This is a genomic window from Flavobacterium sp. GSB-24 (assembly GCF_027924665.1).
Classification (GTDB): Bacteria; Bacteroidota; Bacteroidia; order Flavobacteriales; family Flavobacteriaceae; genus Flavobacterium.
Window position 1 is genome coordinate 2,184,597 of sequence record NZ_AP027043.1, and the last position, 16,908, is coordinate 2,201,504.

Genomic DNA, 16,908 nt, shown 5'->3' on the forward strand with positions numbered 1-16,908 from the left:
AAATGATTTTAATTACAAACAAAAAAATAAAGAGCACATTAAAAATATTTAATGGGCCTTTGATAATTAATTGAGTAATTTGTTATTTTATTCCGGTTGTGAGGGACCAGTATCGGAAAGGTTACGTTTTATATGTTGGTAAAAATCCTTTAAATGCCACCAGGCGGGGCACATCTCTAGGGGGCCGTTAAAATTACGTATAGCTGTGTAGCAACTGTTTAAGAAAACTTGTGTATTACTAATTTTTGCCCATGGTTTCCATTCCACTACCTCTGGAGGAGGATTAGTTTCAAAATAGCGTTTTATTTCTTCGTGATTCATAAGGCAAAAGTAAGCAAAATGATAATGTTTACCATTGTTGTGGGCACTTTGAGACGTTAGAATTGCAATCATTTTTTAATGCATTTCAACAATGACTATTTATGAGAGGATTACAAGCACTGAGTTAATAAGGTATTGATCACTGAACCTTAACTTTCTGAAGCAAAAAAGTTATCAATTCCACTCCGGTGACATTCTCTCATGTGCCATTGGGTTTGGCTTTGAAATATAGGAATGAAAATGATAAAAAATGTATTATAATAAAGATGTAAAAAAATAGTAGGCAAAAAGGAAGTTTATAATTATTTTTAATTTATGGAAACATTAGCTGAAAAATACCGGAGCCTGCAATTATTGAGTTTAAACGCAATAAGCAGTTGCACATGTATGCTTCTGACCAATACTTCTAATTATAAAGTTCATGGAACAGGGGTTTTTATTCAGATTCAAGACCACTATTTTCTTATTTCAGCTTCTCATGTTTTTGATAGGTATAGAGAGTTATTTATTCCTTTATCAAGAGACTATGAAATAATTAAACCAGGAGGAACAACCTTTTATAATAATGAAGCAAATAGAGATAGAGATGGAGTTGATGTAGCTGTTATGAAATTAGATGATTATTGTGTTTCAAACCTTCTGAAAAGATATAATTTTTTGCAGGCTGAAGATTTAGCTATAAATCATATATTCCAAAATGAAGAATATTATACATTCCTGGGTCACCCTTCCACAAGATCAAAAATATTATGGAATACAAACATTTTCAATTCAACGACCTTTTTCCATTTTAGTACACCTGAAAAGAATGAAGATTATTTAAAGTTTGATCGAAATCCTGCTGTTAATGTTGTTACATCTTATAATAAAAAAAATGCCTTTAACAGCAAAAATAATACTTTTGGAACTGGTCCGGATTTACATGGTATAAGCGGTTGTGGTCTTTGGTTTACAGATCCTCGAGATTTATCTACGGGAATTATAAAACCTAAATTAACAGCAATAATGACAGATTGGCCAATTAAAAATAGAAGTGTAATTGTTGGAACTCGTATTGATGTTATTACTGGCATTATAAGGAAGCATCTTGATGTTAATTTTCCTGAATCGAAGATTTTAAGAGTCAGGTAATATTTTTCATTTTTAATAAATATATGTAAATAATATTATTCAGAGTAGCTATATTAAATGTTTACTAATTAGACACGAGTTTAATTTAAAATTTTGTGTTCTATAAAAAGTTGAATAATTTTTGAAAGCATGTAATTTTATATGAAGATGCTGGAATTATGGAAAACCGTAAAATTGAGTATTTTTTATTATTTATTTTTGTACAAATTTTTTTTAAAGTTTGTTTTTGATAAAGGTCCAAATTTTATTATTTATCAATATGAAAGAATATTATTTTAGCTATCCTTAGCCTTCAGTTTGTTTTTTTTATAAACGATGATAATAGAGGTTTTGTTAGTGATAAAATCTCTTAATTAATTTAGTATGAGCTAATTTTTAATGAACACTACAAAATAAAACCCCTTAAGTTTCGGCTGTTTTGTAATTAGTAAATTACTGAGAAGAATAAAAGTATGTCTTTTGAAATCTAAAAGCACTAAATAAAATTTAATATAGTCACATCTTCGCTTATGAATAGAATAGTTTTTTTCTCAAAAGATGATCTCACATCTATTCCCATGATGGAAAAAATAAATGAATTTTTAAAAAATTATCAGAGCCCTTTGCGTTCAGTATCGATCAATGATATTCTGGAACTTCATCATATTGTTGAATATATTGATAATGGATTTGTTTATGCAAGCTGGAAAGAAAACGAAACAGACAATTATAAAAAACAGATTAAAGAATTTAAGAGGGAGATTAATATATTTTTTAATGGACTAACATCCTCTGAGATTGCCGCCTTTTATAATGAAATTGATTATAATTATCTTGAATCTTTCTGGCTGCTGGTTAACAGATTTAAAGTTTATGAGAATATTACCTCTGAAGATCTGGAAATAATATTTGGTAAAGAGAGATTTAATATTGATGATATTCTTTATTGTAGTAGAGTAGTACAGTTTTTTGAAGAAAAGATCAGGGTTTACCTGTTTACTAATTTTGAGACAGCCGAAAATCTTCTGGATTACTATGAAGCAAGCCATGATGGGGAACAAAAAGAAAAGTTTTTTCCCAAGTCTCTTACCCTCAGCGATAAAGAAGAATTGATTAATAAATATCTTGATACTGAAAATGTAAATCTTAACTATATAAGGCTAATAGAAAGGAATAAGGATTCTGAATTTTTGAAAATAAGTGATAAAACCAGATTGAAAGCCAAAAGGCTTTCTAAAAAAATAAATGATGAGGTATTTACTCATGAAAATACCACCAGTATAAGGCGGGGAGCGAGCCTGAGTGAAGATCAGGAAGAAATGGCAACGGTTTATTATAAAGAGGGTGTAAAAGTATTGTCCTATAGCGTAAAAAGATTAAAGGAAAAGACTGATAAAATAACGCTTTTTAAAAATTACAGAAGGGTATTTAGTTTACTTGATTTTCAAGGCTGTATTGATCTAGTTTCAAAGTCATCTAGAATTGACACTATTGAAAGAATTTTAATGAAGTCCAAAAATGAGTTTTTTATATCTTTAGATTTTCAAGATAAGAGTTTAGAGGGAGCGTTAAAATTTGAAATTTACAAACATTTTTTACACACTATAGACCTCAGAGTAGAAGATTTGTTGCAGTACTATGTAAATGATTACCTAAATCATAAATTTAACATCAGCACTTTCAAGCTTTATCTTCCTAGCTCGTCGGGCACTTATTTAGAAAAAATCAGACTGCTGGTACCAGAATTTGAGTCTTTAATAGAACAATATCGATTGTATGTACATGATGGACTAATAGACTATGAACTTTTGCAAGTATCTACAAAAACTTCAGGTTTTGAAAAAATCCCATCTCTGGTAAAGAAAAAATACGTGTATCCAGCGGGGGAAGAATATCAAAAGCTCAGCCATAATTTCTTTTCGGAAATCAGTATTCTCTTTGATTATCAAAAATATGGCAAAAAGTACAGGTCTTTTTTTCATTTAATTAGTTCGGAGGACATTAAAATTGATGATTTTAAGGACTTTAAGAAAGAATTTGTACAGAAATTTGTTGATGAAAATTATCTAAAAATTGACCACCATGGCTATCTAAAACCTTTCAATAGAATGCAGCTGACTACTATAGGAATTCTGCGCAACAATGATGTTATAAGTTATTGGTGTTATCCGGAGATTATGAGAAATGAAATTGACAGTATGGAAAAAAAGAAAATGGTCAGTTTTTCAGGCTCACTATTTTCTAAAGCGGAGAAAGATTATTATAATTTTTATCTTAATAATCGATTTTCAAATGGACTCTGGCTCAGAAACAAATACGTCCACGCCACTAACAGCCATGATGAACAGGAACAGATGAATGATTACCAAATACTGCTGAAGCTACTTGTTCTGCTAGTTTTAAAGATCGAAGATGATCTGGTTATTAACAGCAGAATTAATGCAGAAAAAGTTTTGTGATTTTCCAAGAACAGTCTGTTTTTAATTTTCCAGACTGTTTTTGATCAATAGACTTCTGCTAGAGTTATTAATTCTCTTTTGCACCTTTTGTTTCATCAATAATCCAGTCGATCACGTTCGGCCTGGTTATCATGATGTCCCGCGGTGTTTAGATAGTTATCTGAAATTTGGACAAAAATTTCAGATAGATTAGGATATTGGTATTTATGTAAATCTGCCAATTTTTGAAAATACCCTGCATTGTTTTTCTCGATGTTTCCTCCATCAAACGGGCTTCTTGAGGTAAAACCTCTTTTATTGGTGACGGTCACTGAAAAGTTATCTTTTAAACTGGTTGTGTTGATACGTTCAATTATTTGACTAATTTCATCGGGTGGCCAGCAGTCTTTATTTTCTTCTGAAAAATAAGCCAATAGTCTTCCAATGTGTTTATCGGCAGCTTCAATGCGATCGGCATTTTGAGCAAGCTCCCTGACTTGATTTACCCATTGGTTTATTTCAGAACGGTCAATTGAATTGTCAGATCGTACACCAGGGATTTTTTTGAAATTATCCAGCAGATCATATCCCTGTCGAGCATAGTGTTGTAATGTCGCCTTAGGAACACTATTGTGTTCTGGCTCGATATTTTTGTCATCAGAAGGCATATAAACCCATTTGAGTACATCCACAAAAAACTGTGGATTTTCAGATAGTTCATTAAACAATAATTTTGGTTTATATCCCGAAGCATAGGAGTTCAGTATGGTTAGATAGTGCCATTCTAATTTTATTAAAGTTTCTTTGTATCCATCTTCCCGCTTACTAATTTCTTTAAAAAGACTTGCAACTTCATGAGGGTCTAGAGGAAAATTATCATGGCATTCTTCGGTCGCTGTCTTATATAAAATTGTACATAGCATATCAGTTGAAAGTTCTTTTTTAAGGTAATATGCAGTTTTGATTACACTTGTGAACCTTTTGTACGACAGTAGTTTGTTTATCGCGAATATGCTTTCTTCTGCCGTAAGGCGTAAAAAATAAGGGCTGATTGAACGCCAGTATGTTTCATTAAAACTTTCGCTTTTATTTTCAATATAGTTCCATAGTTCTTGTGAAGGTTTCACTTCACTAAATAGAGTAAATAAATCAATGTCCTCTAAATTAATATTTTCCAGTTTTGAACAAAGGTCAAAAAGCCATTTAAGCCCGTTGATGCCTGTTTTGGCACCTATATAAAGACTTACGAATTTCTTGTTTGAATCCGTATTTTTTAATGTTGAAACTATCTTTATTATTTCGTTTTCAGTCTGTTCAGTTTTCGATAATACAAAAGCTAGAATTTGTGTACTTTCTGCTGTATCGGCTAATTTTAGGACTCCATCTATTCCAATTTCAGCTGATAAAATTTTTACGGTTTCAGTTCGGACTTTTAGTACTTTACTGTTGTAATCAGTCTCATCTTGGTTATCATCTTCGATCTCTAATCTTCCTTCTGGGAAATATACTTGGTATGCATGAAAAAGCCATTTATATTTTGCCGTGAGATCCTCAGGTTCCAAAGCATCGTATAGCGCCTGATAACGTATAAGAAGTTCTTCATTTAATGACCAGTACGCATCAGGAGAAGATCTGTGAAGGTTAAGAATTTTCCTTGTTTTATCTCTGGAGATCGTACTGTTTTTAGGGATATGTACATAATTAGTCTCAATAAAAGTCAGCATTTTTTCGCAATCTTCGTAAGAAGTCATTTGTGCCGAATGTGTAATTATAACAGCGAGTTTCTCATCACTGTTATCAAATAAATCCAACATCAGATCTGATACCACATTATATGTAGCATGGGCTTCTTGAAGAGAATGAACGAGTGTAATATTTTTATCAAAAAGACGCCATCTCATTTTGTTATTAGAACTGCCCATATCATGACTTTTCGGCATCAGCTTTCCTAATAATTCCCAGCCTGCTTTCGGATTATTTTTTATGGCGGCTTTTAGTATATCCATGCGTTCTTGAATTGGCGCAAGAGTTTGAAAATACCTGGGTCTGTAAATATCGGCGAGGCTTTTTGCTGGTCTGTTACTGAGTTTTCCTCCAGGATCAAGTTGAGCTAATTTTAATAAAATATCTGTTGCTTGAAAAAGATATTCAGGCATCCAGGCTAACCCTTCAAGTGCCCAGAGAAGCCCTGTGTGGCTGCTGGATTCACCAAGAAAATCAGCATTTGTTTTGAACATCCCCATTATCTCAGGTTCACTTTTTTGCAGTGAGTTTTGTATCGCTTTGAAAAAACTTTTTGGGGAAGCCTCAGCAATAAGTGGAAGCTTTCTATTGGTTCTTCTCCATAAGTCGGAGTCCGCATCGAATAATAAATTGTTGACAACCTGGTCTACCCAAATTTGTGGTTTAGTATGAATTACAGATTGTATACTTTCTCCATGCAGACTAATCATGATTAATGTTTGAACAAGCCCCTCCTGAGTCCAAAGGGAATACCTTTTTGGCGGATTGAATGAATAAGTTATGCTTATCAGTTCTGTTTCGCCGCTGTTTCCAATATCATTAAATACTGAAGCAAATGATTCTGAAAGGATTTTAAGGTCATTTTTAGTTATGTATTTTGAAACACTATTCCAGAGATCAAGCGGTGAGGTTAGTCTCCATGTGCTGCCGATCTGTAGTAAAGGAGAGTCTTCAAAGTCCTTCCATCTATATAGAATTGTCATATAATCATCAAAGGGCATACCAGATAACTTTTCCAAGATTTCACAGTCTCCAGGATTATATATGTTCCATCTGCCAAGTATAAGAGCTGGAATAATTTCCCGGATATTCTCAGTTTTAAACCACGGCGCTCTATTATCAATAAATTTTAATAACCTTCTTAATTTATTTATATCTCTTCCGGCTTCTCTGCTGTAACGTTCACCGTCTTCCTTGGAAAGCCCCATTTCTACTAAGCCTTCGATCTGGCCTTCTTTGCTTATAGTGGGCAGTATAATAGTCTTGTGGTTTGTCTCATCATCAGCTCCTACGGGGATCATGACATGATGGCCCTGTGAAACAGCTGCTTGTAAAAGACTTTTGTCATCGAATTTAGGTATTAGGTTTAATGCTGTTTTAGTATAATTTACGTATAATGTCCTATAACTTTCTTCTTTTTCGACAACCATTGTTTTTGAAAAAAAACGCTGTTTTTGATTTTCTTCAAAACTATCCACTGCAGCAATAATAAATGCAATTGCCTCTGTTTTAGTTTTGGCTTGAATAGTAATTATATTAGGGGCGCCGTTTAAAAAATCACAAAGCTGATTTACCGCATTTTCACGCCCTGAAGTAATAATTTTAGAAACCAGCTGTCCCGCATCCCCGATAGACCACTCTGCCCAAAATTGTTCTGCATCCAGAGCGCCATCTGAAGGTGCTTTTTCTAATTCTCTGGCAAACCAGATTGCAACAGGACCGGATTTATCCAGCCATTGTTCTAGATCAACTGCGTCAAAAACCCAGATATCCTTCCATTTATTTTCCGCCAATTTTTCGATTCGCCATTCGTCCTTTTGTGTCCAAAGCATTGGTGTTACAAATACATAGGTACATTGTGATGGATCATATCCTAAGGCATCTTCGGTTCTCTTCTTATAATCCGCGTTAGCTTTTGTTTTAAATTTTATATTTGTTCCAAATTCCCATAATGATTGTCCACCGGGAACATATGGTCTTTGTTCCTCAGAATATACTATACCGTCCCATCCGCCAAGAAAAACAGCACTGCCTGATGGTATGTTGATTTGAGCCTCAGGAAGCGTGGAGAAATAAACGAGTTTTGAAATTAAATAGGGAAAAAATCCTTTTCCTTCATATTTTTTTGCCCAGGATTCTATATCCACTCTGTCAATTAATTTCATAAAGGGTCATTTAAATTTTGGTTAATCAAATAAGATATTGATTTAGTCAAATTTATGTAATATCATTTTATAAAGCTTGTTTTTGCGTTGAAAATTCTTAATGTTTTACTATAGAATATCGCTCTTACTATAATTAAATATTGTAAAGACAGATTCTCATTTTATTGCAGAAGGTTTGTCTTATGTTCCTTTGGACAAGCTGGAAATGATGTGTAGCCTGACCATACTTCTTTGTTTTAAATTGAAGAATTGAGTCTGGAAATCTTTGAATTCCTTGACTAAAATTACCCTATAAAGGACTATTTCTACCATCAGATAATGCCCTATATCGCATAATTTTATTAGTATAAATTAATAAAAATATGGAAATTACAGCAGCAGTCGTCCTGGAAAAAGGCGGTGATTTTATTTTGCAGAAAATGCAATTAGAGACACCCCGTGCAGATGAAGTTTTGATTAAAATTATAGGAACCGGTACATGCCACACCGATATGGCAGCTCGAGATAATATAATGGGGGTACCAAATTTCCCGGTTATTCTCGGACATGAAGGATCGGGGATTGTAGAGGAAGTAGGGAGTTCTGTAACAAAAGTAAAAAAGGGAGATCACGTAGTACTTACCTTTGGACATTGTGGTAAATGTATCAATTGCGAAAGCGGAGAACCGGCCTATTGTGAGCATTTTATGGGACTTAATTTTGGAGGCAGCCGACTTGATGGCTCCCACAGCCACCATGGAGATTCGGTTGATGTTAATGATAATTTTTTCTCCCAGTCTTCATTTGCCACTTATTCGATTGCCAATGAAAACAACGTGGTTAAGGTTCCCAAGGATGCGCCCCTTGAAATTTTAGGACCATTGGGATGCGGAATACAGACAGGAGCAGGAGCAATCATAAATTCGTTGGGAGTTTCAGCTGGTAAGTCTTTAATTATTACAGGTGCTGGCGCTGTTGGTTTAGCGGCTCTTCTGGCGGCAAAAGTATGTTCCGCGACCACTATTGTTGCTATTGATATCAATTCCGAGCGCCTTGAATTTGCAAAAGAACTTGGTGCAACACATATCATTAACAGCAGAGAAAGCGATATTGCAGACGAGTTACTTAAAATTCTTCCTGGCGGATTTGATTTTGGATTTGATACAACAGGCCGAAATGACGTGATCAATGGTGTTTTAAGCGCACTGCGTTCGCACGGAATCTGTGGTATTGTTGGGGTTGCAAAACTACCATTACAATTGGAGATGAATGCTTTTGTTGCAAGAGGCTTGCAGATAAAAGGTATAGTAGAAGGGGATAGTGTACCGGATGATTTTATTCCTGCACTTGTTCGTTTATATCTAAACGGGCAATTTCCATTTGACAAGCTCATTAAAACCTATTCTTTTGATGATATTAACAAGGCAATCGAAGATTCAGAAAAGGGAATTACGATTAAACCCGTAATTAAGATTGGAGAGTATGGCAAGTAATTAAAGTGATTGAGTCATGGAAAAGTCAATTTTACTGCATTGTATTTCTCCCGAGGAATTAAAAGAAATGATTCGCGAAGTTTTCAGAACAGAGGCTTTTGAACCTGGATATCCAGCTGATAAAGAAGGTCCAGAGATTTTATTAACCCGCTATGAAACGGCAGCTTTGCTCAGGATCAGTTTAACAAGTTTATGGAAGTGGACTAAAGAGCAGAAACTGCAGAGTTATGGAATGGGGAATCGCCGGTATTATAAGAAGAATGAAGTTCTGCAGTGTCTAAAAACTTTTTAGTTTTTAGGCATTTTATGAATTTTAAGATTTTAACATAAAAAAAAACTTGGACTGCTTTTATTAAGTAGTCCAAGTTTTTATTGAAATTGGGTAAATCATTTTTGATAAAGCAGATCTTATGGCCAGAATTCGAAATTTACAATAAAAGCGAAAACAGAAATGATGATTCCGAACATAAAAATATTGTAAGTGATTCGGAGTAAACTGTATTTTTTTTTCAATACCAGCCCATGATAATATACATCTTTAACCATGGAATCATATAAATATTCGCTGTCATTGAGCATTTGATGAAACGCCCAATTATAATCTTCAAAAGAGGTTTTGTAAAAATTTCCGAAAAACAAAAGATTTAGGTTTTTTTTCTCCACTTCAACTTTGCTAAAGTTTGCTTTGGTTATATTGGGTCTGGTGGTGAGTATAGCGAAAACTATTGATATTGTGCTGAATACCACTAAGATAAATGCCGGTATTATTAAATGTGTATTGGTGTGTCTGCCTAATTTTGGGAAAAGAATAGAAAGAGAAACCGAGATAATAATAGTATTAACGGAAAGCAAAATATGAGCTTTTTTATCGGCATATCCACTTACCTTGTACTGGTTGTTAATTGTTGTTCTAAACATGGTATCGATGCCTTTGCCCGGATTTTCTTTTCCAGAAACTTTATTTTTTTCCTTAGGTGCTGCCAGAAGTAATTCTTCTGAGTTTTCTTTTTCTATGCTATTGTTATTCATGACACTGCTGGTTGAGTAGTTTAATCTCAATTCAATTTTTCATTTAGGTCTTCCAGATGGCTGGATAATCTGTATGAGCCGGAGTTTGAATGTAAAAGAGTTCTCCTGAGAAATCCAGATCAATCTCTTTTGTATTTGTAATCCTTAAAGCATCATCGACTTCCAGTAATTGATCATTTATAATTCCTTTGCCCTCTAAGATATAAAATGTATAGCTGCTATTGGGTTCTAACTGCAAATTTATTTTTGTCTGAGTTTCAAAGATTAGTTTTTTTATTATTAATCCCGGAGTTCTGGAAATGGCTTTACCTGAATCCCCCACGTAGCTTATCGTTCGGATTTGATTTTCAATTTTCGGAAGGAAATCACTGGCGTGATAATCCTTATAAGCAGGCTTTTCATATAGAGTCTTGCTGAAATCAGGATCAAACCATATTTGAAAACCTCTTGAATTTTTACCTAGATGTTCCTCATGCTGAATGCCGGAGTTGCATTGGAAAATTTGAAAATCCCCTTTTTTTAAAGTGGTCCATTTCTTGGATTCTGTATCATAGTGGGTAATTTCTCCCCCGAGAACAAATGTCATGATTTCAAAACCTTTGTGTGGATGCAGTGGGAATTCACACGGATCAATTGTCACGGCATGACTAAAATAAAATAAATTTGAATAAGGCTCTACATCAACAGTTTCTCCGAACGCTACCGGCTTATTGGCTATGAAATTGCCCTGATAAAGAACTCTATTGGATTGTTGTATCTTTTTTTGGATTTGGATCATTGATTCTATTTTTAAAATACATTTTCTAACATTTAAAAAAAGTCACCAAACCTGAGATACAAGATTTGATGACCTTGACAAACAAAATAAATCTAAGTGTTAAGTATCTCCGTTTTTACCTTTTGAATGTGTAACCACACCATATTTGCCCGCATAAAAATCATTATATGCTTCCGCGATCTCTTCTTTAGTGTTCATTACAAATGGGCCATAGGTCACAATGGGCTCATCGTAATTTTCTCCTCCAAAAACTAAAATATCAGTATCTGCAATACTATTATTGGTAAACTGAATTTCTGTTCCTTCTTTTTCAAACACTACCAGTTCACCTTCAAGTAATTCTGTTTCATTGATTTTTGAATTCCCATTAGGCAGAAATGCAGCATACTCCATAGCACTTTCCGTGGGCATGGTAAACGATTTTCCGGCTGTCAAAGTAATATGATATAAAAACTGTTTAGAAAAAGTTTTTACTTTGGAAGTTTCACCGGCATAAGATCCAATAACAATTTTAAGAATTCCCGCATCGTCGAACAGATTTATCTTTGGCAGATCTGCATCCTGCACGGCCATATAGTCCGGCTGTTCTTTTTTTGCCTTAGAAGGAAGATTAATCCAAAATTGAAGTCCAAGTAAGAGTCCTCCATTTTTTTGAAATTCCTGTGAAAAATTCTCATCATGGATAATTCCGTTACCTGCTTTCATCCATTGTCCACCGCCGTCGTTTACAACGCCATACTGATCCCTGCTGTCATAATGTTCAAATTCACCGTGAAGCAGGTAAGTAAATGTAGCAATACCTCTGTGGGGATGTGCACCGTGTCCATCAGGTTTTTGCGGGATCCTTGGAGGATAATTGACTCTTGAGATATAATCTAAAAAGACAAAAGGGCCAACAGCTTTGGTTTTATGATTGGGAAGCATCCGGAAAATGACCATTTCCGCAATGTTTGCACTGTGGCCACGATAGGTATATTCAAATTTTTTTTGCATTTTTTTTCAATTATTTTTTCATAAGTCCATTCCCTGCGGACCATCATATCCTTCTACAATAACAAGAGCTCCTTCTGAAACGGCTCTGCGCATTTTAGCCGCATTTTGATATTCAATAGAATCGTGACAATCCACTGCGTCCTGATAAGTAGGGAACTCTACTATTATCTGTTTGGCTCTTGAGGTTCCTTCCTGAATTCTCTGTTGTCCGTGCATCACTAAAAATACGGCTCCATACTTTGTCATTACTTCTCTGTTGGCATCTCTGTATCGTAAAAGACCTTCCATGTCGAAAATATTATTATTTGCAATCCAATATCCTTTTGCCATTTGTTTTAATTGTTAGTTCTTGAAATTGATTGTAGGCTTTTGCTGAGAAAGTAAAGTAAGACTGCCGCGGATACTATATGCATCACACATAAAATAAGTGCATATCCCACTGTCACATCTTGTATTACCGTAAAGGGGCTAATAAGAGACAGCAAAACGAATACTACAGCTACTATGTAGAAAATTAAAAATCCTTTGTTAGTGAATTTTTCGAAAAGGAAAAAAAGAATACTCCCAATTATCAGTGGAATAATAGAAGCCATAATTACCGGAACTACTGTAAGGGGTTCATTAGGTTTTGGCAAAATATTGTCTGAGATAATTCCGGCGCTATGAAAGATAAAAAACAGGATGGCATTAATTATAGCTGCTACTGCGCCTGCGTATAATCCTGCTGTTATTGACTTTTTGAAACTTAATTTTGAATTCATTTTGAATGTATTTAAATATGATGATTGGTGTTGGATTCTTAGATGTTTTTACAATTCAGCCTCACTAAGGCCATATCCTTGTATTTGTGATTGTTTTATCGGCTTCTAAAAGCCGTTCTCTATGCTGTCTAAAGGAAAATGAAAAGCCCAATGGGAACGGGGCTTTTCATTTTTGTTAACGGAAGAATTATTGAGCGAACGCACTTGATGCAACTCCTTCAGCTTTTTGTCCTTCAGGCTTGGCCAGATTAGGATATAATTCAAAAAGAACGCCAAATGTAGTGGTCACAATTGCGCCCATATCACGCATACGATCGTAGGTTACCGCATCGGCAAGTGTAGTGGTACTTCCGCTGGCATCTGCTACTACATAAACTTTGTAACCTGCTTTTATTGCTGATGATACGCTGTGGAACAAGCACACATCAGTAATTAATCCTGCCATAATTAGGTTTGGACGTCCTGTATTTTTAACAGCGCTCACAAATGCTTTGTCATCAAAAGCATTTAATGTTCCGGCTCTTTTTATTCTCTCAGCATAAGCTTTGGGTGCTGCTTTTTGAATTTCGATAAAGTTAGTCCCCAAGAAATCCAGATTCTCACGTGTGCTTGTAATTACCAAAGGTATTCCAAGCTCTTCTCCCAGTTTAGCAAGTACAGCTGCATTTGTAGTGATTGTTTTTGGCGGAAGACTGCTGGCCATTGCAAGGACTCCGGGCTGATGATCTACTAATACAATGGCAGCATTGGATGGTGTAATTTGTTTTTCAGTCTTTGTGTTTTGAGCTGATATTTGTGTTGAAAATACGATTGCAACAGCTAGCATTGCGATTTGAAATATTCTATTTTTCATTTGTGCACTTTTATTTTAAAGAGGTTAGGGGATTATCGAATTGTTATTGGATTGCATATGATGATGCTACTGCTTCTGCTTTTAATCCTTCTTCTGTCGATAAATCAGGATACAATTGGAAAAGAATACCAAAAGTAGTGGTGATTACTGCACCTAAATCCCTAAGACGGTCGTATGTAACGCTGTCTCCAAGTTGAGAACTTGTACCTGAGGCGTCAGCTATTACATGTACCTGATAACCTGCCTCTAAAGCTGATACCACACTATGATATAAACATACGTCGGTAAGCAATCCTGACATTACAAGATTTGGACGGTTTGTATTTTTTACCGCTTCAACAAAACTTTTGTCATGAAAAGCGTTTAATGTACCTGCTCTTTTTATTCTATTTGCATAGGCTATAGGGGCTGCATTTTGAATTTCAGTAAAATTGGTTCCTAAAAATTCAATATTTTCTCTGGTACTTGTGATCACTGTTTTGATACCAAGATCTTCTCCAAGTTTGGCAAGTGTAGCAGCATTGTTGATTATTGTTTTTGAAGGAAGACTTGCGGCCATGGCAAGAACACCAGGTTGATGATCAACTAAAACAATCGCAGTGTTAGAGGGATTAATTGCAGCATTTTTTTGATTTGATGTGCTCATTTTTTTTCGTTTTTAAATAATTAAATTAATTACACGTCTTAATTTGTCATTATCTTTTTGATTCTGACATTACAAAATTGCAACTCACTAAGACTAAAAAACGATGACCTTTGATAAAAAATAACGTTGATATATGTCAACAAAAAAGAGCAGGGAATTAAATTGTAATATAGATTTTTATGCTCAACGATAAATACTATCTGCATAAGGATAAGTTTAATTAAGAGTAAATCGATACTGGAAATTTTGAATTTGGTTAGTATAAATTTGTTCTAAGAAATATGCCGTAGTTTTCTTTAAAAAATCTATTTCTGCCATAGTAATCCAGATTTGATGCCAGGCCCATTTGATAATCTTTGTATTCCAGCCCCAGCCTTAACTGCAGATAACTTCTTTCGTGGGTATCCCGTTTTATATTTTGGTTGTACAAGCCTTGAATCCTGCTGTATAATTTTAGGTTAGCAGACAATTGTGGCTTATATTCCAACAGCGATAAAACTGAAATGTTCCTGTCATCTGAAAAAATATAAGTGGGGGTTATGGCAAAAAGCCATTTATGACTTACAAAAACATATTGAACACCGGCAGTGGGTGCAAGCCCTGTAGTCTTCCCGACATTTAGCCCGGCAATTATACCAAAACCTTTGTAGAGATCATAAGCGAGCTGCGAATTATTGATAAAATCTAAATTATTTGCATTTTTAGTATAATTACTCTCAAAGGTTGAAACTGAAAAAAAAGATAGTTTTTCACTGTGTGGCAAATGTTTATTTATAACAGATTGCAGACCAAACCTATTGTTTCCAAGGGTTAATTCTATTGGAATTGGAGGCTGTTTTCTTTCCTGTCCTTTTACGTTTAAAGCTGTTATTAGAAGAAGTAAAGCCGATAAAATAGTTTTCATTTTCATACTGTTTGGTTACGGTGTACAAATATGTAGTCGGCCAGCAATAAAAAACGATGATCTTTGATAAAAAAAAACGTTGACATATGTCAACGAAAGAAGGATAAAAAATAGGAGTTATTTTTTATTTTTTTTTACGAACACGACTCAGTGTTTCTTTGGTAATACCCAGATAAGAAGCAATGATGTGCTGAGGAAATCTTTGTAAAAATTCCGGATAGGTCTTTTCAAGTTCCATGTAACGCTGCTCGGCTGATAAAGTTATGTAGTTATTTAATCTGTTTAATAAGGCAAAGGAATGTTTGTAATTCATATTAACCCTGGCTTCTTGAAAAGCTGGAATTGCTTCGAGGATTATGGAATCTGCTTTAGAGAGCATCAGCACATGAGTCTCTTCCCAGGCATCAATAAAATAGGGAGATGTTGTAAGCTGTACAAAACTTTCGCGATCACCAGCCCACCAGTTTTCGATGGAAAGATTAACGATATGTTCGACGCCTTTTTTATCAACAGTGTATTGTCTCATGGCGCCTTTTGTGATGAATGCCATATATTTACAGACTTCTCCTTCTTGTAAAAAATACTGTCGTTTGCGAATTATTTTTGGAATAAAAATTCTCTTGATGGTATCTATATCTTCATCTGTGAGGGGTGTTACAGAATGATTTGCAAAGTATTCCAAAAGCGGTTCGTGCATAATAATAGATTGATATTGGTTGAGCAATTGATCTGCAAAGTTATCAATTCTATAAAAACTAATAACTTATTACTTCCAATTTATAAGACAGCAAAAAGCCGCTTCAAAAATAAAAGCGGCTTTTTGCTAAAAATATATTCTATTAGAATTTTCCGTTATTGTTTTTCCAGTTTTCTTTTGCAGTGATTGGTTCAATTACATCCCAATGTTCTGCAATTTTTCCATTTTCTACTCGGAACAAATCATAAAAAGCATTATAATCTTTGCCAAAATGACCTTCACTAACCACAAGAACAAAGTTTCCTTCTCCAAGTACCTGATGAATTTTATCGTACTTTAAAAATATACCTTGTTTTGCAAGCGCTTCAAGAGTGGCACCAAGCCCTGAAAGCTGGTCAGGAATATTAGGATTGTGCTGAATATAGTTGTCCCCATTAAAATAGCCGGCCAGCTTTTCCATTTTACCGTTCACCAGGATATCATCTACAAAGTTTTTTACCAATATTTTGTTGTCGGCGGTTTTGTCAAGGTCCTTGATTTTAGTGGAGCCATCGATCATGGTATGGCCGCTCGGGTTTGCTTTGGCCGTTTCTTGTAAATTATCCCAATGTTCAACAATTTTTCCATTTTCAAAGCGAAAAATGTCAAATCCGATTTTTGGCCCAAAAAAATTATAATCGGTATGGGTAAAAACATAATCGCCATCCTGAAAAGCTCTTACTGTATTTACTTTTGCTGATTTGGGAGGCAGTGCCTGCAGCAAAGCTCCAAAACCTGCTAGGCCATCGGCAACCCCAAGATTGTGCTGAATGTATTTGTTTGGATTGATATACCCAACAGGAGCAGCAGCACCTGTTTCGATTGCTTTGAGCAATTCCACTACTTTTTGTTTATTAGTTAGTTCCATTTTTTTACTTTTTGAATTGGTTTTGTTTTGAGCCGTTGCAGCTAGTCCGGCTATTAAAATCAAAGCTGCGCTAAGGATTATTTTTTTCATT

General features: G+C 34.7%; 16 protein-coding genes. 4 read left to right on the top strand and 12 right to left on the bottom strand.

All coding sequences use genetic code 11. From position 1 onward, the window contains the following. Nucleotides 1–87 precede the first annotated feature (87 nt). Nucleotides 88–393: a hypothetical protein gene (locus QMG60_RS09595; RefSeq protein WP_281867641.1), complete on the bottom strand. Its 306-nt coding sequence runs from the start codon at nucleotides 391–393 to the stop codon at nucleotides 88–90. A 243-nt stretch (nucleotides 394–636) separates the two neighbouring features. Between QMG60_RS09595 and QMG60_RS09600 the strand changes: the two genes are divergently transcribed. Both QMG60_RS09600 and QMG60_RS09605 read left to right on the top strand, forming a co-directional pair. Next, the gene (locus QMG60_RS09600) at nucleotides 637–1,452 is read left to right on the top strand and encodes a hypothetical protein (protein ID WP_281867642.1); all 816 of its coding nucleotides are present in this window, start codon (nucleotides 637–639) and stop codon (nucleotides 1,450–1,452) included. Between the two features lie 509 nt (nucleotides 1,453–1,961). Further along, entirely contained in the window at nucleotides 1,962–3,890 is a 1,929-nt protein-coding gene (locus QMG60_RS09605) for a hypothetical protein (protein ID WP_281867643.1), read from the top strand. Between the two features lie 95 nt (nucleotides 3,891–3,985). Here the strand turns inward: QMG60_RS09605 and QMG60_RS09610 are convergent, their stop codons facing one another. After that, nucleotides 3,986–7,777, bottom strand: coding sequence for a hypothetical protein (locus QMG60_RS09610; RefSeq protein ID WP_281867644.1), 3,792 nt, complete (start codon nucleotides 7,775–7,777; stop codon nucleotides 3,986–3,988). Nucleotides 7,778–8,139: 362 nt separating this feature from the next. On the opposite strand from QMG60_RS09610, the gene QMG60_RS09615 reads away from it, so the two are divergent. Together QMG60_RS09615 and QMG60_RS09620 are read left to right on the top strand one after the other, a co-directional pair. After that, nucleotides 8,140–9,249 carry an NAD(P)-dependent alcohol dehydrogenase gene (locus QMG60_RS09615; protein ID WP_281867645.1) on the top strand — a complete coding sequence of 370 codons (1,110 nt, stop codon included), beginning with the start codon at nucleotides 8,140–8,142 and terminating at the stop codon, nucleotides 9,247–9,249. A gap of 16 nt (nucleotides 9,250–9,265) precedes the next feature. After that, the gene (locus tag QMG60_RS09620) at nucleotides 9,266–9,541 is read left to right on the top strand and encodes a helix-turn-helix domain-containing protein (RefSeq protein WP_281867646.1); all 276 of its coding nucleotides are present in this window, start codon (nucleotides 9,266–9,268) and stop codon (nucleotides 9,539–9,541) included. 116 nt (nucleotides 9,542–9,657) lie between these two features. Here QMG60_RS09620 and QMG60_RS09625 read toward each other — a convergent pair whose 3' ends face one another. The 10 genes from QMG60_RS09625 to QMG60_RS09670 all read right to left on the bottom strand — a co-directional run bounded on the left by QMG60_RS09625 (nucleotide 9,658) and on the right by QMG60_RS09670 (nucleotide 16,907). Then, nucleotides 9,658–10,278: a Pycsar system effector family protein gene (locus QMG60_RS09625; protein ID WP_281867647.1), complete on the bottom strand. Its 621-nt coding sequence runs from the start codon at nucleotides 10,276–10,278 to the stop codon at nucleotides 9,658–9,660. 43 nt (nucleotides 10,279–10,321) lie between these two features. Continuing rightward, entirely contained in the window at nucleotides 10,322–11,056 is a 735-nt protein-coding gene (locus QMG60_RS09630; protein WP_281867648.1) for a pirin family protein, read from the bottom strand. 99 nt (nucleotides 11,057–11,155) lie between these two features. Then, nucleotides 11,156–12,049 (bottom strand): pirin-like C-terminal cupin domain-containing protein, encoded by an 894-nt coding sequence (locus tag QMG60_RS09635; protein WP_281867649.1) that lies wholly within the window; start codon nucleotides 12,047–12,049, stop codon nucleotides 11,156–11,158. 18 nt (nucleotides 12,050–12,067) lie between these two features. Further along, nucleotides 12,068–12,379: a DUF1330 domain-containing protein gene (locus tag QMG60_RS09640; protein ID WP_281867650.1), complete on the bottom strand. Its 312-nt coding sequence runs from the start codon at nucleotides 12,377–12,379 to the stop codon at nucleotides 12,068–12,070. A 5-nt stretch (nucleotides 12,380–12,384) separates the two neighbouring features. Continuing rightward, nucleotides 12,385–12,810 (bottom strand): DUF6069 family protein, encoded by a 426-nt coding sequence (locus QMG60_RS09645; protein ID WP_281867651.1) that lies wholly within the window; start codon nucleotides 12,808–12,810, stop codon nucleotides 12,385–12,387. Nucleotides 12,811–12,997: 187 nt separating this feature from the next. Further along, complete coding sequence (locus QMG60_RS09650; protein WP_281867652.1) at nucleotides 12,998–13,663, bottom strand: isochorismatase family protein; 666 nt, start codon at nucleotides 13,661–13,663, stop codon at nucleotides 12,998–13,000. Between the two features lie 43 nt (nucleotides 13,664–13,706). Further along, nucleotides 13,707–14,309, bottom strand: coding sequence for an isochorismatase family protein (locus tag QMG60_RS09655; protein ID WP_281867653.1), 603 nt, complete (start codon nucleotides 14,307–14,309; stop codon nucleotides 13,707–13,709). A gap of 256 nt (nucleotides 14,310–14,565) precedes the next feature. Continuing rightward, complete coding sequence (locus tag QMG60_RS09660; RefSeq protein ID WP_281867654.1) at nucleotides 14,566–15,213, bottom strand: hypothetical protein; 648 nt, start codon at nucleotides 15,211–15,213, stop codon at nucleotides 14,566–14,568. 124 nt (nucleotides 15,214–15,337) lie between these two features. Beyond that, complete coding sequence (locus QMG60_RS09665) at nucleotides 15,338–15,910, bottom strand: Crp/Fnr family transcriptional regulator (protein ID WP_281867655.1); 573 nt, start codon at nucleotides 15,908–15,910, stop codon at nucleotides 15,338–15,340. 142 nt (nucleotides 15,911–16,052) lie between these two features. Further along, nucleotides 16,053–16,907, bottom strand: a complete 855-nt coding sequence (locus QMG60_RS09670) for a nuclear transport factor 2 family protein (RefSeq protein ID WP_281867656.1) — start codon at nucleotides 16,905–16,907, stop codon at nucleotides 16,053–16,055. Nucleotide 16,908 lies beyond the last annotated feature (1 nt).